This is a genomic window from Salipiger sp. ABN3_019 (genome assembly GCF_056158605.1).
In genome coordinates this window covers 1,745,780-1,769,486 of the sequence record NZ_JBSWTP010000009.1, presented here as the reverse complement: position 1 = coordinate 1,769,486, position 23,707 = coordinate 1,745,780, and the positions used below count along the sequence as shown (strand labels likewise).

Annotated in this window: 31 protein-coding genes and 1 tRNA gene; 17 read left to right on the top strand and 15 right to left on the bottom strand. The window is 62.1% G+C overall.

Going from position 1 to position 23,707, the window contains the following annotated elements; genetic code table 11:
• Positions 1-412: 412 nt before the first annotated feature.
• The 7 genes from ACXAD2_RS16705 to ACXAD2_RS16675 form a co-directional block, all read right to left on the bottom strand.
• Positions 413-838, bottom strand: coding sequence for a hypothetical protein (locus ACXAD2_RS16705; protein ID WP_475172052.1), 426 nt, complete (start codon positions 836-838; stop codon positions 413-415).
• A complete protein-coding gene (locus ACXAD2_RS16700) occupies positions 835-1,119 on the bottom strand; it encodes a hypothetical protein (protein ID WP_475172050.1) in 285 nt (94 codons plus the stop codon). The genes ACXAD2_RS16705 and ACXAD2_RS16700 overlap by 4 nt, the downstream gene beginning before the upstream one ends.
• A gap of 214 nt (positions 1,120-1,333) precedes the next feature.
• Positions 1,334-3,673 (bottom strand): hypothetical protein, encoded by a 2,340-nt coding sequence (locus tag ACXAD2_RS16695; protein WP_475172049.1) that lies wholly within the window; start codon positions 3,671-3,673, stop codon positions 1,334-1,336.
• Entirely contained in the window at positions 3,651-4,052 is a 402-nt protein-coding gene (locus ACXAD2_RS16690; protein WP_475172048.1) for a P27 family phage terminase small subunit, read from the bottom strand. Before ACXAD2_RS16690 ends, ACXAD2_RS16695 begins: the two co-directional genes overlap by 23 nt.
• Before the next feature lie 180 nt (positions 4,053-4,232).
• A complete protein-coding gene (locus ACXAD2_RS16685) occupies positions 4,233-4,454 on the bottom strand; it encodes an HNH endonuclease (protein ID WP_475174912.1) in 222 nt (73 codons plus the stop codon).
• A 368-nt stretch (positions 4,455-4,822) separates the two neighbouring features.
• Positions 4,823-5,320, bottom strand: a complete 498-nt coding sequence (locus ACXAD2_RS16680; RefSeq protein WP_475172046.1) for a hypothetical protein — start codon at positions 5,318-5,320, stop codon at positions 4,823-4,825.
• Between the two features lie 62 nt (positions 5,321-5,382).
• Entirely contained in the window at positions 5,383-5,814 is a 432-nt protein-coding gene (locus ACXAD2_RS16675; RefSeq protein WP_475172045.1) for a hypothetical protein, read from the bottom strand.
• 105 nt (positions 5,815-5,919) lie between these two features.
• Here ACXAD2_RS16675 and ACXAD2_RS16670 point away from each other — a divergent pair, with 105 nt between their 5' ends.
• Positions 5,920-6,294: a hypothetical protein gene (locus tag ACXAD2_RS16670; RefSeq protein ID WP_475172044.1), complete on the top strand. Its 375-nt coding sequence runs from the start codon at positions 5,920-5,922 to the stop codon at positions 6,292-6,294.
• A gap of 197 nt (positions 6,295-6,491) precedes the next feature.
• On the opposite strand, the gene ACXAD2_RS16665 is transcribed toward ACXAD2_RS16670, so the two are convergent.
• Together ACXAD2_RS16665 and ACXAD2_RS16660 are read right to left on the bottom strand one after the other, a co-directional pair.
• Positions 6,492-6,932, bottom strand: coding sequence for a hypothetical protein (locus ACXAD2_RS16665; RefSeq protein WP_475172042.1), 441 nt, complete (start codon positions 6,930-6,932; stop codon positions 6,492-6,494).
• A 52-nt stretch (positions 6,933-6,984) separates the two neighbouring features.
• Positions 6,985-7,227: a hypothetical protein gene (locus tag ACXAD2_RS16660; RefSeq protein ID WP_475172041.1), complete on the bottom strand. Its 243-nt coding sequence runs from the start codon at positions 7,225-7,227 to the stop codon at positions 6,985-6,987.
• Positions 7,228-7,316: 89 nt separating this feature from the next.
• Here ACXAD2_RS16660 and ACXAD2_RS16655 point away from each other — a divergent pair, with 89 nt between their 5' ends.
• The 10 genes from ACXAD2_RS16655 (at position 7,317) to ACXAD2_RS16610 (ending at position 13,615) form a co-directional block, all read left to right on the top strand.
• A complete protein-coding gene (locus ACXAD2_RS16655) occupies positions 7,317-7,649 on the top strand; it encodes a helix-turn-helix domain-containing protein (protein WP_475172039.1) in 333 nt (110 codons plus the stop codon).
• 155 nt (positions 7,650-7,804) lie between these two features.
• Complete coding sequence (locus ACXAD2_RS16650) at positions 7,805-8,086, top strand: hypothetical protein (RefSeq protein WP_475172038.1); 282 nt, start codon at positions 7,805-7,807, stop codon at positions 8,084-8,086.
• Complete coding sequence (locus tag ACXAD2_RS16645) at positions 8,079-8,495, top strand: hypothetical protein (protein ID WP_475172037.1); 417 nt, start codon at positions 8,079-8,081, stop codon at positions 8,493-8,495. Before ACXAD2_RS16650 ends, ACXAD2_RS16645 begins: the two co-directional genes overlap by 8 nt.
• A 252-nt stretch (positions 8,496-8,747) precedes the next feature.
• Entirely contained in the window at positions 8,748-8,933 is a 186-nt protein-coding gene (locus ACXAD2_RS16640) for a hypothetical protein (RefSeq protein ID WP_475172035.1), read from the top strand.
• A gap of 31 nt (positions 8,934-8,964) precedes the next feature.
• On the top strand, positions 8,965-9,087 hold the full coding sequence (locus ACXAD2_RS16635; RefSeq protein ID WP_475172034.1) for a hypothetical protein: 123 nt from the start codon (positions 8,965-8,967) through the stop codon (positions 9,085-9,087).
• A complete protein-coding gene (locus ACXAD2_RS16630) occupies positions 9,087-9,476 on the top strand; it encodes an HNH endonuclease (RefSeq protein ID WP_475172032.1) in 390 nt (129 codons plus the stop codon). The genes ACXAD2_RS16635 and ACXAD2_RS16630 overlap by 1 nt, the downstream gene beginning before the upstream one ends.
• A complete protein-coding gene (locus ACXAD2_RS16625) occupies positions 9,473-9,814 on the top strand; it encodes a hypothetical protein (protein ID WP_475172031.1) in 342 nt (113 codons plus the stop codon). The genes ACXAD2_RS16630 and ACXAD2_RS16625 overlap by 4 nt, the downstream gene beginning before the upstream one ends.
• Positions 9,814-11,931 (top strand): DNA cytosine methyltransferase, encoded by a 2,118-nt coding sequence (locus ACXAD2_RS16620; protein ID WP_475172030.1) that lies wholly within the window; start codon positions 9,814-9,816, stop codon positions 11,929-11,931. Before ACXAD2_RS16625 ends, ACXAD2_RS16620 begins: the two co-directional genes overlap by 1 nt.
• Positions 11,932-12,392: 461 nt before the next feature.
• On the top strand, positions 12,393-12,605 hold the full coding sequence (locus tag ACXAD2_RS16615; RefSeq protein WP_475172029.1) for a hypothetical protein: 213 nt from the start codon (positions 12,393-12,395) through the stop codon (positions 12,603-12,605).
• A complete protein-coding gene (locus ACXAD2_RS16610; RefSeq protein ID WP_475172027.1) occupies positions 12,602-13,615 on the top strand; it encodes a site-specific integrase in 1,014 nt (337 codons plus the stop codon). The genes ACXAD2_RS16615 and ACXAD2_RS16610 overlap by 4 nt, the downstream gene beginning before the upstream one ends.
• Positions 13,616-13,659: 44 nt before the next feature.
• On the opposite strand, the gene ACXAD2_RS16605 is transcribed toward ACXAD2_RS16610, so the two are convergent.
• A complete protein-coding gene (locus tag ACXAD2_RS16605; RefSeq protein ID WP_475172026.1) occupies positions 13,660-14,817 on the bottom strand; it encodes a hypothetical protein in 1,158 nt (385 codons plus the stop codon).
• 278 nt (positions 14,818-15,095) lie between these two features.
• Positions 15,096-15,179: transfer RNA gene (locus ACXAD2_RS16600), tRNA-Leu, on the bottom strand.
• Positions 15,180-15,335: 156 nt separating this feature from the next.
• Here ACXAD2_RS16600 and ACXAD2_RS16595 point away from each other — a divergent pair.
• The gene (locus ACXAD2_RS16595) at positions 15,336-15,833 is read left to right on the top strand and encodes a Hint domain-containing protein (RefSeq protein WP_475172025.1); all 498 of its coding nucleotides are present in this window, start codon (positions 15,336-15,338) and stop codon (positions 15,831-15,833) included.
• Between the two features lie 24 nt (positions 15,834-15,857).
• Here ACXAD2_RS16595 and ACXAD2_RS16590 read toward each other — a convergent pair whose 3' ends face one another.
• A complete protein-coding gene (locus tag ACXAD2_RS16590) occupies positions 15,858-17,396 on the bottom strand; it encodes an NAD(P)H-hydrate dehydratase (RefSeq protein ID WP_475172024.1) in 1,539 nt (512 codons plus the stop codon).
• A 171-nt stretch (positions 17,397-17,567) separates the two neighbouring features.
• On the opposite strand from ACXAD2_RS16590, the gene ACXAD2_RS16585 reads away from it, so the two are divergent.
• From ACXAD2_RS16585 to ACXAD2_RS16565, 5 genes are all read left to right on the top strand, one after another.
• Complete coding sequence (locus ACXAD2_RS16585; protein WP_066106028.1) at positions 17,568-17,906, top strand: P-II family nitrogen regulator; 339 nt, start codon at positions 17,568-17,570, stop codon at positions 17,904-17,906.
• A 99-nt stretch (positions 17,907-18,005) separates the two neighbouring features.
• Positions 18,006-19,412 (top strand): type I glutamate--ammonia ligase, encoded by a 1,407-nt coding sequence (gene glnA / locus ACXAD2_RS16580; protein WP_475172022.1) that lies wholly within the window; start codon positions 18,006-18,008, stop codon positions 19,410-19,412.
• A 140-nt stretch (positions 19,413-19,552) separates the two neighbouring features.
• Positions 19,553-19,768 carry a hypothetical protein gene (locus ACXAD2_RS16575; protein WP_475172020.1) on the top strand — a complete coding sequence of 72 codons (216 nt, stop codon included), beginning with the start codon at positions 19,553-19,555 and terminating at the stop codon, positions 19,766-19,768.
• Between the two features lie 171 nt (positions 19,769-19,939).
• Positions 19,940-20,746, top strand: a complete 807-nt coding sequence (locus ACXAD2_RS16570; protein ID WP_475172018.1) for a lytic murein transglycosylase — start codon at positions 19,940-19,942, stop codon at positions 20,744-20,746.
• Positions 20,747-20,877: 131 nt separating this feature from the next.
• Positions 20,878-21,531, top strand: coding sequence for a hypothetical protein (locus ACXAD2_RS16565; protein ID WP_475172016.1), 654 nt, complete (start codon positions 20,878-20,880; stop codon positions 21,529-21,531).
• Positions 21,532-21,544: 13 nt separating this feature from the next.
• Here ACXAD2_RS16565 and ACXAD2_RS16560 read toward each other — a convergent pair whose 3' ends face one another.
• From ACXAD2_RS16560 to ACXAD2_RS16550, 3 genes are all read right to left on the bottom strand, one after another.
• Positions 21,545-22,276 carry a heme-dependent oxidative N-demethylase family protein gene (locus ACXAD2_RS16560; protein WP_475172015.1) on the bottom strand — a complete coding sequence of 244 codons (732 nt, stop codon included), beginning with the start codon at positions 22,274-22,276 and terminating at the stop codon, positions 21,545-21,547.
• A 5-nt stretch (positions 22,277-22,281) separates the two neighbouring features.
• On the bottom strand, positions 22,282-22,833 hold the full coding sequence (locus ACXAD2_RS16555; RefSeq protein WP_475172013.1) for an NUDIX hydrolase: 552 nt from the start codon (positions 22,831-22,833) through the stop codon (positions 22,282-22,284).
• An 85-nt stretch (positions 22,834-22,918) separates the two neighbouring features.
• Positions 22,919-23,524 carry a biotin transporter BioY gene (locus ACXAD2_RS16550; protein WP_224899867.1) on the bottom strand — a complete coding sequence of 202 codons (606 nt, stop codon included), beginning with the start codon at positions 23,522-23,524 and terminating at the stop codon, positions 22,919-22,921.
• Positions 23,525-23,707 lie beyond the last annotated feature (183 nt).

Sequence of the window (23,707 nt, the reverse complement as noted above, 5' to 3'; positions counted from 1 at the left end):
CGTCGGCTCAACGATCCGCCGCGCTCACCATTCCAAATCGGTAGAAGATCGGCTGTCTTTAGAGCGGGGGCACATCCAAAGATGGAAATGAAATGCTTCTTTCGGGTTTACGCGGCTCTTGGCCTCACCTTAAGGTAGCATTTGAGCGCACCGCCTCTCCCAAGAGTACTCACACACACACACACACATACCCTTGGGACGGTTCGAAATTATTGGCAGCGATACCCTCGCTTGGCGGTGTGCTCACCGTAGACCTTGGGTGCCATAGCACGGCGAGTTGTACTTACAGAGAATCCGTGAGTAGGTACACGAGAGCGCACTGCAGGGGGCGGAAGTCGCCAAGACTACCTCAGCTCGCGTAACGGCTTCCCTCTACCCGAAGCGTCTCAACTTCTCTGCGGTGCGCTCGCCTTCAATTCCAGAAGCGCGAGCGTGTCAGGTGCCGCTCATCGCGGTAGCAGCTGTGCACCGCATCGGCGTAGGTGTCGGTCAGAAACAGCGTCCACGGCACCGGCACATATAGGCGGCTCCACTCAAGACGCCCGGTCCCGCGCACCATCGGCGGGTCACGGAACTGCGCCGCGCGCAGAGGCACGCCATTGGGCCGCTGGCCGAGGTAGACCTCAATGCCGCGGTAGTCGCATTCTCGGTACTTCTCGGCCCAGCCCTGCGCCTCGATGCCGTCAAGCAAATCGACATGATCAGTCGCCGTGAAGGGCGAGACCACAGGGAAGAACTTCGTCTCAATCAGCGGAGCGAAAACGTAGAAAACGGCGAACAGCAGGCACAGCCCGAAGCTGCCGAAATACTGCCGCGCGGCGGCGCGAGTGTTGCTCATTTTTCAAGCCTCTTCCGAATGATCTCTTTGAGAAAATCCCGGTCCTGAATGAGGCCTGTCGTCACGTCGATTGCCATATAACCAAACACGCTCAGAACGATCACGACGAGGGTCTCGCTGCGGCCCGTCATTGCCGCGATATCCGGGGTGAGTGAAAAGCCAATTCCCGCCGAAATTCCGCCGAGCATCGCCCGGGTGATGAAATTCCGCTCGTGATTTCGTAGCATTACAATCAACACGCCCGTCGCGAGAGCCACCCAAAATTCCAGTGGTTTTTGCATATTTCCGCGCCTACGTGCCCTGTGCCTCATTTTTCAAGAACTTGCACAGCGGCAAGCCCATACCGATCTCAATCGTATCCATAGCGGCCCCCTGTTGGCTGCGGTGGTAGGCGCCCGGCCAAAGGTCAGAGCTTGGCCGGGCGCTGTCGCTGTCAAATAAGCCAATGCAAAAGAAACTCTTTCGGCCTGCGTAGGCCCCGACCTCTTTTTGTGGTCAGGCTCCTGGAGGGGCGTACTTGTAGGTATGACCGGACGGCAGCAGTTCGACCTGGCCCGCGGTGTGAGCAAGCCAGCCCTCTGCGATTTCGCGCTGCGTCGGATCAGTAGCTCCAATCACACCCCAGAGGCTCATTTGCACCTCACGCGTTTCGCCGCCGATATAGGCTTGAGCCCAAGTGAACCCAAAGCTGTAGTCGGCCGGCGTTCCGCTGACCGTGGTTCCACTCACCGACACGCCGTTGACGTAGAGCGTCGGACCCGCGCCATCTGTAAACATCAGACTGATGAGTGTGGGTCCATCGCGCGCCTCAACCACCCACTCTGTGGCCGATGTCGTCCCATCGGCGTTTTCAGTCAGGAAGCTAAGTTTATCCTCGTCGTCCGCGAAATATAGCGCCGCGCCTGCGTCACTGGTCTGTTTCCGCCAAGAGTAAATATTGCGAGTCTCAGTATCGCTGCGTTCATCGCCACGGCAAAGAAGCATCGACAACAGCATATCCGCAGACCACGCATCGCTGACCAAAGGATCAACGATGTGCTCGGCGACGAGGTTTCGGCCGAGCCCGCTCTCGGGGTGAAACAACCCATCCTGATTGGTCAGCACCCGCAACTTGTCACCATAGGCCTCGACCATCACGCCCTCGATCGCTGTGGCACCGGGTAGCGTGATACGGGTCAGGAACTTTCCTTCGAGAGTCATGGCGGTCAAATAACCATCGGCCCCATTGGCGCCCGAGGTCGCGTAGAGATAGCCGTTGAAGATGGTCAGGCAGTCTATGTCGATCGACTGTGCAGAGATCGTGCGCTGCAGGGCGAGCGTATCCAGATCATAGACCCAGATACTGGTGACCCCCGAAGCCGACACTGAGGCGGACACGTACAGCTCGTCTTCGCCTGGATCAATGGCGCAACCGTTACCGCGAGCCGGGAGCGCAATACGCCTAGTCGTGCCATCGCCAACTAGGGTGCCGTCCAAATTGATGGCGCGGGCATATCGGGTGCCGCTCGACTTGGTCTCAATCCACCAGATTTGCTCGCGAGACGCGTCATAGGCAGCACCTTGCGCACTCTCAAAGGTCTCGCTGTAGAGCGCCGACAGGTCATATTCGGCCAGCTTCACGCCGAAGTCATTGGAGACCCGCACGAGTGACGGCTGCCAGTCGGTGTCTGGGTTGCCGGTCCCATCGTCAGCACGCCGCCCTTCCTGCGCCACGATATACTCGCCAAGAGGTCCGGCGCAGAGGCCAGTATTCGTAAATCCATCCAACACGCCGCCGATGCTGTCGGTGCGCACATTGGAAGGCACAAGCCGATGATACTTCGACAGCTTTGCCTGAGGCTCTGCAAGGTAAGCCCCCGCCTCCATCCGGATCGAGCCGTCCGGCTGAATGAAGCCTTGGTTGCTGACTGAGGGCTGGCGGAATACCAGTTTCACCGTGAAACTTGTGTTCCTGCCAATCGGGATATCCGATCCGACCTGCACCGCATCCGCGAAATCCTCGCCCACGCCTGCCCGGTAGAGGCGTATCGCCTTGAGAATGCCGCTATCCGGTGAGGTGCCGGAAACCTCCAGTCCACCAACGACCGCGGTCGCCGATACGGCTGTCAAATCGAAGCCAGCGATGATGCCGAGCACGTAGCTCCAAAGTCCCTCACTCGTCGGCCCGACCGCACGCACCCCAAGGTCATAAGACTTGCCAACCTCAACCGGCCCGAACTGGCCAGTGACCTTTCCACTGTCGTCGACCGCGCTGCTTGGAATGTCCGGAAGCGGGATAAACTTCATCTGGCCATTCTCACGCCATGACACCTCGTATTTGTCGATCACGTAGTCGGTGACCGGATCGAATTCGAACTCGATCATCAGCACCACGGCGCCGCCCGAGTTGATTTCGACCGTCTGCGCCGCGAGGTTCTGAACGGTGCCGAGGAACACATCCTCTTCGGTGAGGCTTTGCGTCTGGATTTCCTGCTCTTCCGTCTCCGGGTCCCACGCGTAGACCGCCGGCGCATCCTCTTTGAGTGTGACCGGCACGCGAAACGCGACCTTGCCGTCCTCGCCATCCTGCAGCCAAACGCCCGCCTGCGCTTCCTCGACCTGCCACGTGCCGTTCATGCGGGTGAAGGGCGCTGGCAGCGATGCCGTGACACCCGAGCCGGGGAGCAGCTTGATCGCGCTCGGCGGCAGAACCGCGGTGAGCCTCTTCTGCGCAGCCCGGCGCATGGCGGCGATCTTCTGGCACTGCGCTCGGACGAACTCACCCGCAACGATCTTCCCTTTGACCACATCCCGCGCGTAGCGCGTGGTCTGGTCAATGCGCCTGGAGGAACTCATCCGCCGCGCTCTTCGAGGGTCCGCCACGCGGAGCCGCACCGGTCTTCTCTCCGACCGATTCCGGCGTCAGCGTCAGCGCCTTCTCCAGCTTGCTGATCTGATCGTTGAGCTTCTGCACCATCGACCAGAGCATGTTCACATATTGCCCGCCATCCTCGGATACTCGGACAGGACCTTCCGACACAGCCTGCGGATAGAGGACCTGATACTCGGCCATCGCACGGACCAGCCGGTCGAGAGTGCGGGCCCGTGCCGGCGTCCAAAGCTTCCGCCCCTCGAGGTCAGCCTTGTATTCCGCCCACAGCACTTTCGCCATTTCCGCCATGGCCGCGCCCTCGTCGTGACCGGCGAAAATGTCGCTGTAGCGAGGCTGGCGCATGGCGGCTCCAATAGGTCAGAGGGACACCCCTATTTTTCGAGGTGATATTGCAAACGCAGGAGTTAGCCCGGTTTCCGACCCAGAAGCCCTGAACTTTGACCCTCCCCCCTCCCGGTATGGCACTTCGGCACCATCAAGCAGAAAGGTCGGAGAATTCGTCAGATCGCTTGCGATTTTCGGTCACCACTGCTGACCTACCCGCAGCTTCGCCTCTGCGATGAGTTCCGCGTCCGGGTGATGCTGCTTCTCGATGCTGTCGCAGGCGGCATGGCACGCTCGACACACACATCGGCAGTTGTCCGGGTCGCGCTCGAGATCGGGTCGCAGGGAAACTGGGCGCAGGTGGTCGACCACCGCGCTGCGATCGCCGCTCCTGCCCTTGGTCACCAGCACGCCGCACATCTGACATTTGAAGAGGTCGCGGACCAGGATGCTGTCCCTAAATGCGCGACCTCGGCGAGTTGCGAAGAAGTGGGCCAATGGCTGCCCTTCTGTTTGATTGGCCGCGTTGATAACTGGCCGCCGCCCCAGTCCATGCGAGCCTCCAAGCCGGAGGCCTATTACCCATGGGCAGAGCCCGGATTAGCGCTTGTCAGAAATGCAGTAGCACCGGCCCTCTCCGTTGTTCCGCAAAAACGCGTGGGCCGGTGGTCGGGCTGACCGGCCTTAGCCTGGTGCAACCTTACCCGCAGAATACCACATTTCGACCAGCAATCAACATATCCAAAGAACTTCAAGAGATAGCACAATTCGTGCCAGCAACTGTGCGGCTACCTATTGATGGGAACTAGATCAAGACGCATCCCACATAGCTTCCGGCCCTCACTGGAACCTTTCCCCTGATAGAACGGAATACGGACCACCAGTGTCGTATGGCTATTCTTCCAGACGCGGACGGTTTGGATATCGCGTCGATTGAAAAACTTGTGCACCTCATGAAGCGCAGCCTCCCTGCTCTCGAGCAGCCAGACTTTATCTTCATTGCCGCTCTGTCGGAGCGTCGCAAGGCGTATGAAATCACCATCCAACGGGGTCGATAGAAGCGCTTCGTCTTCTATGGAAGTAAGTTGCATCTTGCCGATCTTACCTTTGCCAGCCCTCTCGCCCATGAAATAGGCCGGCAGCGTGTAGGCGAAGAGAAGAGGCAGAACGACATAAAGCAACCATGCGTAAGAATTCGGCACGAGGTCTATCGAGAAGATCAGAGCAGATATCAGCCCCAAAATTATCCCTACCAGCCCCAACAGAAGCCTGAGAACCCACTTCATTTGACATACCCCGAACAAGCTATTTCGTGTGCACACTACGCCGACACTTATCAAACGCTATCTTAAACTGCGCGCCGCACGTCCAGCGGATCGACCCGCACCCGAACGCTCTGCCCGAACAGCGAAGCCTCCGCCTCGATCTCCGGCCAGCCCTCGGCATTCTGAACCATGCGCTGAAACTTGACCGCCTGCTCCATGAACGGGCCCGCAACGATCTGCAGCGCCTCGCCAGCGTTGAACTCTCGCATGGCGGTGCGATCGTTGCGCTCGATGATCCGCTGCGCCTCTGCCTCCTCCCCCGCAGCGGCAGCGATGAAGGCGCGAACCTGACGCTCAGCCTCTTTCGCTGGCACCGCCATCATGGTGCGCGAGAGGCCGCGGCACTGCATGGCGTCGATGAAACGATCTGCTGAGATGTCGGCGAAGATGGGAGCGCCAGTCGGTTGCTGTATGGAGCCTCCGCGCTCGACACCGACAACGGCGTCAACGCGCACAGCATCTAGACTCTCGCAAAAAGACCAGCACAATATGTTGGCGCGCCGAGGTGCAAACTCGACGCGCCCTACCACACGACCCAAATCTTGAAAGGAACTGGTCGCATGGAATCCATTCTCGCCAAGGCCCTGCCCGGGCTTGGCCAGCTTGCTATTAAGGGTTGGTTCACAGCGATGGGTATTGTCGGACTGTTGGCCCTCTTCGCCGTTATGATCTTCGGTACTCCTTACGACCCAGGCTTGATCGCATCCGGTGCCGTCGCGCTGATGTGCTTCGGGTTCGGAGAAACCGAATGCCGCACATTCAGAACGATCGTCGACCACGACCCCATCTACGGGGTCTACAAGATTACGCAGCCCTACTGGCGCCCGACTGCACTTGGTATCGGCTTGCATGGAGTAGCAGTAGCTGCGCTCATCTTCGCAATATTCCGCTTCTTCACAAGCGATACCGCAGAGGCCGCAAGCACACTCGTCTAAGGCCTCAGATGTGCTTGCGACTGAGATGAGTTCCGGGCTTTCGACCTTCCGCGCCCGGAGAGCGGAGTTGCCGCCATGCGTGCAGGCGTTGGCCGCACAGCTGGTCGAACCGTGAGTGGTGGCGGCAGTGCGCGCGCCGGGCACTGGGGAGGGGACGAGCCCGGCGCACTGGCCGGCGGGGAGAGCCAGCGTCTGGTTCATGCGGCGCCCTCGGCACGCGCGATGGGTGTCAGCATCTCGATCAGCTCAGCCGCCAGCGGGCGCAGCTGCGCCGCTTCCCGGTGGTCGACGTGACCGTCCGCCACTGCCTCGGACAGTTCAGCGATCATCGCGCCCAGCGCGCTGAGCGTGCGAAGGTGTTCCGGGTCGCTGGCATCGCCGAGCATCGCCTGCTGGCCACACGCCGCGAGAACATCGCTGGTGAAGGACGGGCCAAGCACGCGGAACAGGTTGAGCAGATTGGCAGTGCCAGGCGCCACATCACCGCGGGCGTAACTGTCCAGCGTCCGCTCTTTGATGCCGGTCGCCTCGCTCAGACCGTGATACGAATACCGGCGCCCGCGCCCGACGCGCAGCTGCAGCGCATCCGAAACGACGCGCTTGGCAGTATCTTGCGGAATAAGCGGTTCTTTTTTCATGGAAAGACCTCAGAGGCGTGCCCATGTCAGATGCATGGCTAAATTAGTGAGTTCAGACGGCCCGTTTGGCCGCACGCTTCGATCCGGCAGAGACCTCTACCGGACGACGGAAGCTGAAAATCGGAAGCGGGCACTCGACCCCGTTCTCAGCACACATGGTTGAGATCACCGCATACCAAGCAGCCGGGAAGGTGCCGTCGGACACCGCATTGCTGATCGCCGCCTTCGAAACACAAAGGCGGCGCTCCATTTCTTTGCGCCCCAGCGCTTCGCAGATTTCGGCAACTGTCATCATGAACCCACGGTAGTACACAACTTATGTACCCGCAAGCCTCACAATCTATGTCCGTTCACAATTCCTGTACTCATGCGAATATTCCCCGCATGAATTACGAGGAAAAAAGCGAACTGGCGCGCACAGGTGACTTCAGCAAGGAAGCCGCGGCGCTTCGCCTGCGAGCTGCGCGGCGCGCCGCCGGCCTCGGACAAGCTGAGCTTGGCAAGGCAGGCAATGTCACAAAGGCAGCGATCAGCAATGCGGAGAGCGCCCTATCTTACCCGGGTCGCTCTGTGATGATTTACCTGTACAGGGAGCACCGCATTGACCTTAACTTCATGGTCTGCGGCGAGTTTTCGCAGCTTCCCGGCGATGTGCAGGAGCGGCTTTTCGAAGCAATCGAAGCCGAACTGCGTGAAGCGGCTCAAACGCCAGATTGAGACTGACACCTATGGCGCGCAGCAACCTACCAACTAAAAAATGCAAAGCGCCCAAGACACCACTCCATCAAATGTTCTCCATTTGTACCGCAAGCGCTGCCGCTGTGTCGCGTCAACCGGCGGACACATTCCCGTGCCGAGATTGAAGGTCGCTCATGACGGACTACCCCTGGAAGCTCAACAAACGACAGCTAGACCGCATACATAAACACATCCGACGCTTCATGACGGATGGCTGCTGGATCTGTGAATTGAACGAGTGGCGCGTACATCCCTACCTCATCGGCGAAAAGCCGTTCGATCCCGAAGCGAATTACATGGCCATCGCAGACAGCGGACCAAAGGTGCGCATCGCATGCGGAAACTGCGGAAACGTTGTCTACTTCTCAGCAGATGTTATGCAGCTCCCAATGAATGCAGAGCAGGCCGATGACTGAGTTGAGGATCATTGACCCAGACGGCGACAACGCCCACATTGAACCTAGGGCCATTCCGCGTGACGCGGAGGTCACGGGAGATGATGAATTGCGCGAGAGAATGGCACGACTGGAAGGCCAGACCAGCGCCCTGCAATGGGCAGTCGGGATTGTGTCTGCCGTCATGCTCGCCGCTATCAGCGTGGTTGTAGCCATGCAAATTCACATCTCCGGCACGGTGAACAGCCTCGAGAACAAGGTTGACGCCCTGCCCCGCGAGATCAGCGCGGAGATTCAGGCGATTACCAGCACCCTCAGCTCTGCAATCACCGCTACGAACTCCAGCCGACCAGAGGTTATCGTCATCCCGGCGCCAATCGCACAAGTCGCAAATGGCGACGACGGCAGTGAGGATCAACTTCAGCCCTAATAAGGCCGCCGCCTACACCCCTTTAGAGCTTTGAGCCACGAGCAAGCCCGGCATCGCGCCGGGCTTTTTGTTGCCGCCAGCCCAGCGCTGGCAGGAGCAATGTAGCAGCGTAAGTCGACATTAGGGACACGAAAGTACATTAATAATTTACCGTCTATCTTGACTGTACATTTTTTCTGTACCAATATCTCCCCCTAGCAGCCCACCGAAGACGCCACAGCAGATCGCGGGCCAACAACGGGAGACCCGACAGTGCAAACCCTTACCGACCTTGAGAACGTGATCGTCCGCCACACGCACAAGCTGCGCGCCGGGATCATCATGGGCGACGAGCCGACCGCGTGCCATTCCGCAAGCATCCTTTGCGCCCTCTCCGCCCCCATCGAGGCCATGAAGCCGACGCTCCCCACGCCCCCGTGGGTCCTCGAGCGTAGCTAAGCCTTACCGCCACCAGGAAAGGATCGCCCCCATGCGCCTGTCCGACTTCCTCACCGCCCTCACCTTCGCCGCCGGGACCGCCGTCCTGCTGATGAGCATCTTCTACTTCGGCGCCGTGCGGTTCGTTGAACTCTCGTCCTGTGGGGCGTGCTGATGAGCCGTTCGGTTTCCACTTGGGTCGGGCGCACTGACGATACCGCGGCACCCGCCAGCGCCAAGGCGCGGATCGTGGAGCGTCAGGGCGGTATCTGCGCCTGCGGATGCGGCGTGAAGCTCGGATTGGCCGGTGAGCGTATCGAGTTCGATCACGAACAAGCCCTGATCCTCGGCGGCGCCAACGACGAGAACAATCTGCGCGCCCTGCGCAGGCCCTGCCACGCAGCGAAGACACGCGCCGACGTGGCCCAGAAATCAACCGAAGCACGGAAGCGCGCGAAGCACCTCGGGCTCAAGCCCAAGAGCAAGGCTCAGCTTCCGGGGTCCAAGGCGTCGAAATGGAAGCGGCGCGTAGATGGAATTGTAGTCAGGAGGGACGAGGAATGAGCATGACAGAAACCGACGCCCAGCGCGTGAAGGCCTACCGCCGCAGCGCCGCCATGCCGCCCATCGTGCCGCAGGAAGAGATCGACCGCCGGGCGCGGGCAAAGGCCGAGAACGACGACTGGCGCACCATCGGTCCGCTGGACGGCATCATGCGCCGCCACCGTATCGAAACAGGCCGCGCCAAGCCTGACCTGCGCGGACTTCAGTCCGGCGACGTGCTGAAGCGCTGGTATCACGACGCCCCGCGCCTCCTCACCACACAGCAGATGCTCTTCATCGCGGCTGTCGTGGGCGTGGGTGCGTGGATCGCCGGGTTCAAGTGGATGGGAATTCTCTGATGCGAGACACTTTCGATTTTCTCGACCTCCCGCCCCAGCCCGCGCCCGATGGCGTTCCGATGATCGTCGACAGCTTCGCCGGTGGCGGCGGGGCGAGCACTGGCATCGAGATGGCGCTTGGCCGCGGCCCCGACATCGCGATCAACCACAACCCAGCGGCGCTGGCGCTGCACGCTGCGAACCACCCCGAGACGCTGCACCTGTCTGAGAACGTCTATCGCGTCGATCCGCTCGACCACCTTTCGGGCAAGCACATCGGCCTGATGTGGTTCAGCCCAGACTGCAAGCACTTCAGCAAGGCGAAGGGCGGCAAGCCCGTCGCGCGAAACATCCGCGACCTCGCGTGGATCATCCCCGGCTGGATCGAGCGCATCCAGAAGAGCGGCGGGCGCGTCGACGTGGTGCTGATGGAGAACGTCGAGGAGTTCGCAGGCTGGGGCCCGCTGATCGAGACCGAGCGCGGCCTGATGCCCTGCCCGGCCCGCAAGGGTGAGACCTTTGACGCCTGGTGCAAGGCGATCCGCGAGCTCGGCGGCAAGATCGAACGCCGCGAGCTGCGCGCCTGCGACTACGGCGCCCCGACGATCCGCAAGCGGCTCTTCGTGGCCATCCGCTTCGACGGCCAGCGCATCGTCTGGCCAGCGCCGACGCACGGCGCCCCGGGCTCGCCTGAGGTGAAGGCGGGCAAACTGATGCCGTGGCGCACCGCGGCGGAATGCATCGACTGGTCGCTGCCCTGCCCGAGCATCTTCGACAGCAAGGCCGAGATCATGGCCAAGCACGGGCTGCGCGCCGTGCGCCCGCTGGCGAACAACACCCTAGCTCGCGTGGCCAAGGGCCTGCGCCGCTACGTGCTCGATGCCGAGCGACCCTTCTTGGTCAACCTGACCCACGGCGCGCGCACCGAAGACCTCGCCGACCCGCTGCGCACGGTGACCGGCGCTAACCGCGGCGAGAAGGCGCTGGTTACCCCCTCGCTGGTGAGCATCGCCCACGGCGACAGCGGCGGCCGCCGGGAATACCCGTTGACCGATCCCTACGGCGTCGTGACCGCTGGCGGTGTAGCACATGCACTCGTCGCCCCTTCTATCGCCAAGTTCATGACCGGTGCCACCGGCAGCGACATCGCTGCACCGCTCCCGACGGTCACCGCCAACAACTACCTCAAGCGCCCCGGCGGCGCTGCCCCGCTCGGCGTCCTTGTGCCCCTGCTGGCCAGCCTGAAGGGCACCACGCGCCGCATGGTCCCCGTGCTGCAGCCTCACCCCACCATCTGCGCCGAAGGCAACCACAGCGCCGTCGTGGAACCGGTGCTGACCTACGCGCAGCAGGGCGGGCGCTGCCGGTTCATCGAGGATCCGCACCATACCATCTGCGCGAGCAAGAAAGACCAGAACACCATGATCGCCGCGACCATGGTGCATGTCGGGAACGGCGAGCGGGAAGGCCAGGCGCCCCGCGCGCTCGACATCACCGCGCCGCTAAACACCGTCGTCGCCGGCGGCGTGAAGCAATACCCGGTCGCCGCCTACCTCGCCCAGCAGAACCACGACGGGCGCCGGGCCGACGGCTTCAACCCCGGCCGCGCGGCGGACTCGCCGATGTCGACCGTCACCGGCTCTGGCAGCCACCAGACACCGGTCGCCGCATGGCTAGCGAAATACTACGGCACAGGGGACGGAGCTCGCGCTGGAGAGCCCATGCACACAGTCACGACCAAAGATCGCATAGGCCCAGTGCAGGCCGAGCTTGCGGCCCCGCCCTTCGAGGAAGCACACGCGCCCCGGGCCCGCCAAGTGGCCGACCTACTGCGCCAGCATGGCCTCTGGGATGACCGCGAGTTCGTCAGCGTCGAGATCGGCGGCACGGCCTTCGTGATCGTAGACGTGGGCATGCGGATGCTCACGCCACGCGAGCTCTTCAACGCACAGGGATTCCCGCCCGACTACGTGATCGAAGGCGTCTGGCACGAGCGGGACGGCAACTGGGATTTCCAGGCATTCCCGAAAGACGTGCAGGTCTCCTGCGTTGGGAACAGCGTCTGCCCGCCGCTGGCCGAGGCGCTGGTGAGGTTGAACTGTGCGCAGCTTGTTGAGATGAAGGAGGCTGCCGCGTGAGTGTCGTCGCCCTCCAAAAGCCCCGGAATGGGGAATTAGGGTCCAAACCGGGGCAACTGGTAATACAAAATCACTGCCTTAAAAGTTCTGCCCTCCGCCTCGGCACCGGGAAAATTCCAGCGTTCTGCTCCGAGGCCTCTTCAGGCGGGTCAGCCCACTCACGGACCTCGGCCACGCTGCGACAAGTTGTCTCCACAGTCGAGACCCATTCTTCCTTAAGATGCAAAGGTTTCTGTGGATATCAACCGCTAGGTTTCGGCCGCACAACTCGTAGTGCATTTCGCCTCGGGCCCGCCGATGACATTTCGCGCACTTCCCCCCGAACGCTGCCGCTATGACCAACCTCCTCCTCACCTTCCTCCTCTTCGTCGCCCTTGTCCGCCCCCTCCACATGCTGGGGAGATGGGGAAGCGGAGGGAGAGAAAAGCCAAGCTTCAGAGATATTACCAAAGGAGGCCGTGATGGCAGCGAGACGCGAGAAGCTCGCCGTGACCGATAAGGAAGCAGCGTTCATGCTATCCCTGCCCTTGGCGGAATTCACACAGCTGGTAGACGCTGGCGCCCTCCCGCGGCCGGTGCAGCTGGCGCCAAAGGTAAGGCGCTGGCCGGTCGACACCCTGCGCGCTGTACTGACCGGCGCCAACGTCGAAGATGGAGACGATTTCGAGACATGAAACGCCCTAACCTGCCCTACCTCGAATTCAAGACCGTCAAGGGACGGGAATACATCTACTTCCGGAAGGGCAAGGTCCGTCGGCGGATGCCGGACAATCCCGACAGCGAGGAATTCGCGATCGAGTATTGGGCTACGCGGAACGGGCAGCGGCGGAAACCGGTCAAGACGACGTGGAATGCGCTGATCATCAGCTACTACGGCAGCCCGGCCTTCAAAACGCTGTCCAAGGGCTCGCAGGCGAACTACCGGCGCCACTGCGAAGCCATCCGTGAGAAGAACGGCAACAAGGACATGCGCACCTTCCGCCGGAAGCACGCGCTCGCTGCTCGGGACGCGCTGCAGGACACTTGGTCGAAGGCCAATGAGCGGATTGCCGTGCTGTCGGTGCTCTGCCGCCATGCCGTCGATCTGGAGTGGATCGAGCGCAACCCGGTCACCGACATCGAGAAGCTGTCCGGCGGCGAGTATGAGCCTTGGCCGGAGGCGAAACTGCGCGCCTTCGAGAACGCTTGCGATGGACAGGACACCGCGCGCACTGCCTACGAGCTCGGCATCGGCACAGGCCAGCGCCTCGGCGATTGCGTCAAGATGATGTGGGCCGACTTCGACGGAGAGTTCATGGCCGTGGTGCAGGAGAAGACCGGTGAGAAGGTCTGGGTCTACTGCCCTGCCCGCCTACGCGCATATCTTGAGGCGCTCCCGCAGCGCGGCGCCTACATTCTCGCGAAGAACCTCACTCAGCCGCTTGGGAAGCGCCAGGTGCAAGCCGCGGTGGAGACCGTCAGGGAAGAGATCGGCGTGATGCGCGGTGGGGATAGACTGGTTCCGCATGGTTGGCGCTACACCGCCGCAGTGCAGCTGGCCGAGGCGGGCTGCAGCGATGCCCAAATTCAAGCTGTGACCGGGCATCGAACGCTAGCCATGGTCCAGAAGTATCGCGCCCGTGCTGATCAAAAGCGTCAATCGAAAAGAGCTCAAGAGCTGCGTGATTCGCCAAAAATTAAGTAATCCTCCGCAAACGCGAAGAAATGGTCGCCCGATATCGGTTATCTTCAGGCCTCACGAGCCCTCGCAAATCTCAGAAAATCATCTACCAACGCAATCTTGCCCGGGGCGACACGCCATTCACCTGTACTTCTTTCGAAGAAGTCAGACGAAAGCAAATCTTGGAATTCCGGCGTTCTCGTTACAGAGTATCCAAAATGCAGATCGGCGGGCAAACGACCATTCTTACCACCCTCCTTCACTTTTTCCATATATTTTCTTTTATTCTTTTCGCCGAAGTCGCCCCTACTAACAGCAGTATAAAAATCCTCATTCGCCTTCCATGAACTATACTCCCTATTCAGGGACAATTTATCCTGAATCCCCTCATAGAATTCTGTCAGAACCCCAATACCACCGCGTACGTACATATCAAAAACCAATAGATCGGAATCCTCGAAACTCTGAGGATTCAGAAGCATGAATTTCTTAGCAATCTTTCGCCTTTGCACGGAAGACCAAGCAGATTTAATCCACACCGCACTCGAAATCACCGAGATCAGTATCGCGAGCCCTGAGAGAAAATATACAGCGATTCTAACTACCTGAATTAACCAGTAGCCAGAGAAGGCAGAAGATAGGAACCCTTGATCCACTTCACCCGGCATCTCCGTGGAGACAAAAATCTCCCTCTGATTGGCAATCTTTCCATTCACTGAGATGCTAATCTCATCGGAGAACTTATGCATGACTATGAATTTGACAGAAAGCCACTCACTTTCTTCCAGAATGAACGGATTAAAAGTGACCGATGATTTGTCAAAATCTTTAAACCTATCCCTACTCAAGTACTCGCTACTGGCACGTGACACTTCGACACGCAGTATTTCTCCGGGGTCGACAGAAAGAGTCAGCAATGAGTGCGGATCGAAATCTGAAACTGTTACCGCTCGACTGCCGATGTTCGACAATTTTACCGATATTACAGAGATCGTTTCGCCGCTGTCCTCAATATCCCTACCCAAGTAAAAAACATCTAGTTCAGGAAGCTTCTCACGCACATCCAGAACACTCTCGTTCTCAGTGACCTCAAAGTATACCTGGGGATCGTTGCTTTTGTAGTACGTGTACGCTGCAAAAAGTACGCCGATTAAACCCACAATAAGGCTTACCGCATTCCAACCGTGTCTACTCAAGAACGTTTTTACGGTGTCTTCCGAACGCAAATTTTGACCTTCCCCAAAACTAATTCCCCTAGATCGAGCAGAACGAGCCGCAGCCCAACGCTCTCTGGTCCCAGCGTTTTGCGGGCCCACAACGAGGAAAGCAACGCTGTTCTAGACTTTTCCTTGTGGACGAAGAGACAACATTCCGTCTTCTGCCACAACTCAAATTAGAACGAATAGAGAACATCTAGAGAAAATGCGAAACGGAATGCGAAACCGTGTGCTGACCACGCGACTTCCTGAGTGAAAATCTATGATTTTATGCTTTATTTTCAAAATGGTGCGGGTGAAGGGACTCGAACCCCCACGCCAAAGGCGCCAGAACCTAAATCTGGTGCGTCTACCAATTCCGCCACACCCGCACACGGGCGCACAAAGCGCCCGGATCGGGCGGATCTCTAGCAAAGAGCCACAGGCGAGGCGAGAGGAAAAATCACCTTCCAGAAAACGCGCGACTTTAATCTGCCATTGACGTAGGGTCTGGCAAAACGAGGCAGTGATAAAGCAGGACAGCGCCCATGGAACCGAAAACGGTCCGGCGCGACGACGGGGCTCTTCCCGCGCGCCATATCAATTCTTCGTGCAGGCTGAACGCGCTTGTGGCTGGCACTACGGTGCTGACCCTCGATGGCGCCTTGCCGGCGGAATATCTCTCTCCGGGCGACCGGGTCATCACCCGCGACAGAGGCGTCGTCATTCTGCGCCGGGTCCGCCATTTCCGGCGCGCGGTCGCCATGGTGGCGATCAAGGCCGGGTCGCTGGGCAATTCGCGCCCAGAGGGCGACACGGTGCTGCCCGCCGATCAGGAGATTCTCATGCGCGGCTGGCGCGCCTCGGCGCTGTTTGGGGCCAGTCAGGCGCTGGTGCCGCTGAGCCGCATCGAGGATGGCCATTTCGTGCGCGCCTTAGGCCATCGCTCGGCCACGCTCGTGGCGCTCAGCTTCGATCAGCCGCATATCCTCTATGGTGACGGGCTGGAGCTGGCCTCGGCCGATCCGGTGCCCCTGCCCGCGTGAGCGCCCCCCGCCGAGGCGTGGCACCTACGCAGCAAACTCGGCAAGCACCTGCGGCAGCACCTCGGGCAGATCTGCGGCGATGAGGCCGGGGCCGAATCTGCGCGCCGCCTCCACATGTAGGAAGGCCGCTGTTTCGGCGGCCTGCATCGGCTCCGCGCCGCGCGCCATCAGCCCGCAGATCAGCCCCGCCAGCACATCTCCCGCGCCCGCCGTGGCGAGCCATGGCGCCGCGCGGCCATAGACCGCCGCATGGACCGACGCCGCCCCGTCCGGTGCCGCGATCACCGTGTCGGCGCCCTTCAGCAGCACCGTGCAGCCCGCGCGCGCCGCCGCAGCGCGCGCCGCGTCGAGCTTTGAGAGCGCCGGTCCGTTGGTCGCGGGCGCGGACAGCCCCGCGGCGATATCGGGGAAGAGCCGCGCGAACTCGCCGCCGTGCGGCGTCAGCACGCAGCTTTGGTGCAGGCAGGAAAAGAGCACCTCCGGCGCCTCGGCAAAGGCGCTGAGCGCATCGGCGTCCAGCACCGTCGCCCGCCCGGCCATCAGCGCCGCGGGCACCAGCGCGCGCGCCCTGTCGATGCCAAGCCCCGGCCCGAGACAAAGCGCATTGAGCCGCCTGTCTTCGAGCATCGCCGTCAGATCCTCGGCCTCTTCAATGCGGCGCAGCATGAGAGCGGTGATCTGCGAGGCCACCTCCATCTGCGCGCTGCCGGGCGCGCCGAGCGTCACCAGACCCGCGCCGATACGCAGCGCCGCGCGCGCCGCAAGCCGGGCCGCGCCCGTCCTGCCGAAACCGCCGCTCAGCACCAGCGCATGGCCGTAGCCGAACTTATGCCCCGCGCTCTTGGTCAAGGCGACGCTCGGCCCGGTCACAAGCTGCGCCGCACCCGCGCAGGGCGTATCCTCCAGACCAATGTCCACCACGTCGAGCGCCCCGCAATTGCCCGGCCCCTCGGCAAGGAAATGCCCCGGTTTCGCACTGTGGAAGGTCACCGTCAGATCGGCGCGGAGCACCGCACCCGGCCCCTCGCCGCTGGTCAGAACGCGCCCCGAATCCGCGCAAAGCCCCGAGGGCACATCCACCGCCACGCGCTGCCAGTCCTGAAACTCCGGCGCCTCGAAGCGCGCCAGCGCCTCCGCGATCTCGGGGCCGAGCCCCCGCGTCAGACCGGTGCCAAAAAGCGCGTCGATCAGCACGCCCTGCCCGCCGCTCAGCAGCGGCGCCTCTGTGAGCGGTCGCACCGGTCCCAGCTCGCACCAGCGCCGGTGATTCAGCGCCGCATCGGGCGGCAGGCGCTCGGCATCGCCCAGCAAGAACACCTCTACGTCCCAGCCCGCGCCATGCAGCATCCGCGCGATGACAAAACCGTCGCCGCCATTGTTGCCCGGTCCGCAGAGCACAATCGCCCGCTGCGTCTCAAGCTCGGTCTCGAGCCAGCGGCGCCCGATCGCGGCCACCACACCGGCGCCCGCACGCTCCATCAATTCGGCGCCGCTTACTGCCCCGCTTTGGATCGCAGCCTGCTCGGCGGCACGCATCTGCGCACTGGTCAGGAGTGCTGACATTGCTCGGATCCTCAAGTTTTCAAACTGCTCACTTAAACGGCGACTTGCGCAAAATGTAACCACATGCCAAAAATCGCCTCATATTTCCCTGCCACGGCAGCCTATCCGATTGTCGACGCCGATGAGAAGTGTTCTGGCAGGGTCCGACACGGGATCACGAGGAGACAGGCCATGAAGAAGGTCGAGGCGATCATCAAGCCCTTCAAGCTCGACGAGGTAAAGGAAGCCTTGCAAGACGCGGGCATTCAGGGCCTCTCTGTGCTCGAAGTCAAAGGCTTCGGTCGTCAGAAAGGCCACACCGAGCTCTACCGGGGCGCGGAGTATGTGGTTGATTTTCTTCCTAAGGTGAAAATCGAAGTGGTTCTCGACGACGATCAGGTGGATGCCGCAGTCGAGGCGATCATCACAGCCGCCAAGACCGACAAGATCGGCGACGGCAAGATTTTCGTCAGCCCTGTCGAACAGGCAATCCGCATCCGCACCGGCGAATCCGGCTCCGACGCTCTCTGAGCCACGGACCCGAACGACCGCGCTCCGCGCGCCCTTGCGGCGCCGGAGCAGCCAATCACCCGAAAAATTCGGACCCAAGTACAGAAAGGGAAGAAGGGAATGAGCAAGGACGCAGTTCTCAAGCTTATTAAGGATGAGGACGTCGCATACGTCGACATCCGCTTTACCGACCCGCGCGGCAAGCTCCAGCACGTGACCGTCGTCGCCGATCTCGTCGACGAAGATTTCCTCGATGAAGGTTTCATGTTCGACGGCTCGTCCATCGCCGGCTGGAAGTCGATCGAAGCTTCCGACATGAAGCTCATGCCCGACACCGAAAGCGCCTACATCGACCCGTTCTACGCCGAGAAGACGCTCTGCCTGCACTGCTCGGTCGTCGAACCCGACACCGGCGAAGCCTACGACCGCGACCCGCGCGGCACCGCAGCCAAAGCAGAAGCCTACCTGATCTCCTCGGGCATCGGCGACTCGGCGTTCTTCGGCCCGGAAGCTGAATTCTTCCTGTTCGACGACGTGAAATACTCGGTCACCCCGAACAAAATCTCGGCAGAGGTCGATGCGGACCACGGCGCGTGGAACACCGACGCTGACTTCGAGATGGGCAACCTGGGCCACCGTCCGACCTACAAGGGCGGCTACTTCCCGGTGAACCCGTCGGACGACGGCCAGGACATCCGCTCCGAGATGCTGTCGACCATGAAGCGCCTCGGCATGAAGGTCGACAAGCACCACCACGAAGTTGCGACCTCGCAGCACGAGCTGGGCCTGATCTTCGGCACGCTGACCAAGCAGGCCGACGAGCTGCAGAAGTACAAATACGTCATCCACAACGTGGCACAGGCCTATGGCCGTTCGGCAACCTTCATGCCGAAGCCGATCAAGGGTGACAACGGCTCGGGCATGCACGTGAACATGTCGATCTGGAAGGACGGCAAGCCGCTCTTCGCAGGCGACAAATACGCGGACCTGTCGCAGGAAGCGCTGTACTTCATCGGCGGCATCCTGAAGCACGCGAAGGCCCTGAACGCCTTCACCAACCCGGCGACCAACTCCTACAAGCGTCTGGTTCCGGGCTTCGAAGCCCCCGTTCTGCGCGCCTACTCGGCTCGCAACCGCTCGGGCTGCGTCCGTATTCCGTGGACCGAATTGCCGAAGGCAAAGCGTGTGGAAGCTCGCTTCCCCGACCCCGCGGCAAACCCCTACCTGTGCTTCTCGGCGCTCCTGATGGCCGGCCTCGACGGCATCAAGAACAAGATCGATCCGGGCGAAGCCATGGACAAGAACCTCTACGACCTTCCGCCGGAAGAGCTCGCAGAGATCCCGACCGTCTGCGGCTCGCTGCGTGAAGCGCTCACCGAGCTGGAAGCCGACATGGACTTCCTGCTGGCTGGCGACGTGTTCACCAAGAGCCAGGTCGAAGGCTACATCGCTCTGAAGATGGAAGAGCTGGAAGCCTACGAAATGACCCCGCACCCCGTGGAATTCGCGCTGTACTACAGCTGCTGATCCCGCACCGCGGAGACCTCGGAAAAGGCGCCCTTCAGGGCGCCTTTTTCATGCCGTGATCCTGCCCTGTAAAATCCAGATTGCTCCCCGAGGCTCACCCATGAGGGAATTTCGACCTCACGCCTCAGAGGAATTTCAGAATGAACGAAAATTTCACCGACCGCTTCGACAGCTTCGCGAGCCACGGCGACGCGCAGCCGCTTTCGACCCTGTCCGGCAGCTTTGCTGACGCCGAGACGCCGCGGGACCGCCGCCGCCGGCTGCAGCGCAACACCATGCTTGGCCTTGCCATCGCGGCCCTGCTCGTTCTGGTGGTGATGATCATCACCCGCGCCATGGAAATCGCCTCGATCTGAGCCCCGCGCCGCCGCCGCACGGGGCCGAATTGGCCCGATCGTGCGCCGTATCTGCCGCACCGTGAAGCAGCGGAGACCCGCCGCGCAGCACCCGCGGCTGTCTCTTCCCTTTCCGAACCCCGGGCGGCGAACTACCTATTTCAACCAAAGACGTTTGTTCGGAGTCCCAAGATGCGCCGCACCTTTCTGAAGTTCCTCGCAGCCGCCACGCTGTCCCTGTCCGCCGGATCCGCCATCGCGGCCACTTGCGGCAATTCCGCCGCCGGGTTTGACGCGTGGAAACGCGAGTTCGCCGCCGAGGCGCAACGCGCCGGTGTCGGCCAGCGCGGCATCGACGCGCTGATGAGCGCCCCCTATTCCAGCTACACCATCAAGGTCGACCGCAGCCAGAAGGGCGTGAAATACCCGCTCGACGAGTTCATCCGCATCCGCCTCGGCTCGCTTGACGGCTTTGCCGCGCAGGTGCGCAAGCGCCGCGACCAGAACCCGCAGTTCTTCCGCTCGCTCGAGCAGCGCTACGGCGTGCCCGCCGGGATCCTTCTGGCGATCCACGGAATGGAAACCGGCTTTGGCCGCACCATGGGCAATGTGCCGGTGGTCTCGTCGATCACCACGGTCGCCTATGACTGCCGCCGGGCGTCCTTCTTCACCCCGCATGCCATCGCGGCGCTGCAGATGGTGGATCGCGGGATGCTCTCGCCCAGCCAGCAAGGCGCCGCCCATGGCGAACTTGGCCATACCCAGTTCCTGCCCGGCAACGCGCTGCGCTATGGCGTCGATGGCAATGGCGATGGCCGCGTCGATTTCTACAACCAATTCGACGCGCTGGCCTCGACCGCCAATTTCCTGCGCCAGAAAGGCTGGCAGCCGGGGCAGCCGTTCAGCGAAGGCACCGCCAATTTCCGCGTCCTGAACGAGTGGAACGCCGCGACGGTCTACCAGCAGGCGATCTCGCTCGTGGCGCAAAGAGTCGGCTGATTTACATTTCTGCAAACGCGGGACGGGCAAGGCTGTGAGCACTTGCCCACCCCTGGGCAATTTCCCGCCTGAATTTCTCCCCATTTGCCGCGCAAATTTTCCGTCAAAGGCGTTCCAGAAGGAAAACGACAATGACGGGCAAAGCCCCCTACGCAGCTCTTCACCTGCCGCTCGATGCTGGCAAACCCGATCTGTTCGAACTGCTCAAGGCGGCGGGCAAAGCACTTCTCCAGCATGACAATGGCTCTGGCCGCCCGCTGCGAATCTCGCGCCGCCGCCTCGCGCTGATGGGCGACCGTCTGGGCCTGTGTCTGAGCCAGTTTGAGCCGCGCGGCGGTCGGGGCAGACGTCTGGTCGTACGTGTTCTCAGCCGTGACGGCGGCATCGCTCAGGGCGCCCGCGCCATTGCCCTGCTGCTCGAAGCCGTGCGCACCCTTTCGGCGCTCAGCGGCGCCACCGAGATCGAATGGCTCTCGCCCGGCACAAGGCTCACCCCCGAAGCACTGCCCGCGCAATCCCAGCGCGAACTCCGCAAACGCTTCACCGCGCTTGATAGCGCCGAAGAGCGTGCGCTGACCGAAAGCATCCGCACCGCCATGGATGGCCACGCCAGCGCAGGCTCCAGCCTGGCGGCAACCGCTCCGCAGCCGGAGACCCTCGCCGCGCCGAAGCCGGTGAATGGTTGGGTGACCACAGGCGCGATGGCCGTGCTGAGCTTTCCCGCCGCGCTGGTGCTCTCCGTGGTGGGCGGCGTCCGCGGCGGCGATCTGCGGACCGCTCCGTAAGCAGCCCCGCGTCCTAGAGCGTCTCTGGCCCGCGCCGCACCACATAGGTGTGGATCGAAAACACCACGGCACGGGTTTCGGGCAGGCGCAAGAGGCATTGCCGTTCCGAGCGCAGGTAAGGCGCCGTCTCCGGCGCGGCCCGGTCATTGTTGCTGCGCCGGGGCACCGGCTGATGCAGCAGCGGATCGTCATGAAACAGCCGGTTGACCCGCATCAGCGGCCGCCCGGGCTGAACCCCGTCGAACAGGCGCTGCACGCGCCGCCCGATATTGTCGTCATATTCGGGGATCGGCACATGGATGATGCTGAGCGGACGCGAGATCTTCTCCGCCAGCCGCCAGCCCGCCGGAAAGCACAGCACCGCCCCGGTCAGCACGTGCTCGTCGCCGCGCTTTTGCAGCAGGCACAGGTCCTCCTGCACCAGAACGCCAAGCGTGCCCATGGGATCGCCCCGATCCAGTTTCACCACCACCCCGTCAGGACGCGTCACCTGCTCGCCGTCGCGCGTATAGCCGCCCGGCAAATGCGCCAGCACCACCTCCAGCAATTCCTGCGCCGCGGGCATCGCCTCAGGCTCGATCCCCAGCACCGTCTCGCGCAGCTCGCGCAGCAGGCGCGCGCGCTCTTCCATCTGCGGCGCGAAAGCGTCATCGACCTGCAGCCAGTCCGCCGGATCGAGCGGGGCGATGCCCGGCAGCGGCTTCATCTGGCTCAGGTCATAGGGAATCTGCGCCTGCAGGATCATCGCGCTCAGTCTCCGCTCTCGGCCCTCCAGAGGGGCAGTTTCTCACGCAGCACACAGACCGAAGGCTGCGGCGCGTAGCGCGGAAGATCGTCCAGCGCCACCCAGCGAAGGTCATGCAATTCCGCGTTGCGCCGCAAGGGGATCGCTGGGTCAGCCTCGAACAGGAAGCGCAGATCGTAATGGAAATGCGTAGGCTCTGAGCGCCGGGCCGGGATCTGGTGAATATCAATGTCGAAAAGCTGGCCTGAGAACTGGCCGGAGAGCTGCCGCGCCGCCAATCCGGTCTCCTCGAAAATCTCGCGCGCGGCGACCGCCGCGACATCTGGATCGCCATCGCAATGGCCGCCCGGCTGCAGCCAGCGGTTCAGCTTGGCGTGATGGAGGAGCAGCGTGAAGCCGCCGCAGGGCGAGACCACGAAACCCGAGCCGGTGATATGATCCTGGGCCGGATCGCGCCCATAGGGCTGCGGCACGCGCCGCAGCAGCGCCGCCACGGCGCCGAGGTTCTCGCGATCCCGCGCGTCGCGCAGCGGCATAGTCCAAGGCAGGTCAGTCATCGGGCCCCTCGTGCGACGGATCGGGCAAAAGAAAACGCGGCGCAGATATCTGCGCCGCGTTCTGTCACTTGGCTCGGAGCAAGGCTCAGCCGCGGGCGCGGCCCACCAGCTTCCACAGCGCCGGCAGCAGCAGCGCGGCCAGCGCCAGCTTCACCGCATCGCCGAAGAGGAAGGGCGTCAGGCCCCACTCGAGGATCGGCTTGTCCCAGCCATAGAGCATGCCGAGCCAGATCAGGCCGGGCACGTAAAGCACGACGTTGCCCAGCAGCATGGCCGCGGCCATCTTCGGCGCGGTGCGGTCCCAGCCGCGGCGCGCCAGCGTGCCGAGCAGAACGGTGGCCATCAGGTAGCCCACGAGGTAGCCGCCGGTGCTGCCCATCATGTACTCGATGCCGTTGAGATCGGCCGAGGAGCTCTGGAACACGTCAAAGCCGAGCATGCCGATGATCATCCAGCCCAGCATGGTCACGAGGCCAAGCCGTGCGCCATAGGCCGCGCCCACGGTGAGCACGGCGAAAGTGCCCATGCTGATGGCCACCGGCGAGCCCGGCACCGGCACTTTGATCTTCGCGGCGATCGCCAATAGCGCGATACCGGCGATGACCAGCGCGGCCTGTTTGGCGCGCAGCGCAAGGCCTTCACGGGCGCCGAAAGTGTCCACCAGAACGGACCGGTTCATTGCGAGATTCATCGGGTGCGTCCCCTCTTCCTGTCAAAAGACTTTCATGCGTTGTGCCCCATGCGCCGCCGCCTCGCAAGCCTTCATCCGAACCCTCGGCGCCCCGGCTGGAAGGCGCCGCCCCCAGCTTTCATCGTTCTGCAAATACGCAAATCCGCGCCCTGCCCGCATCAGCCTGCGCGTGGCATGGGCCGG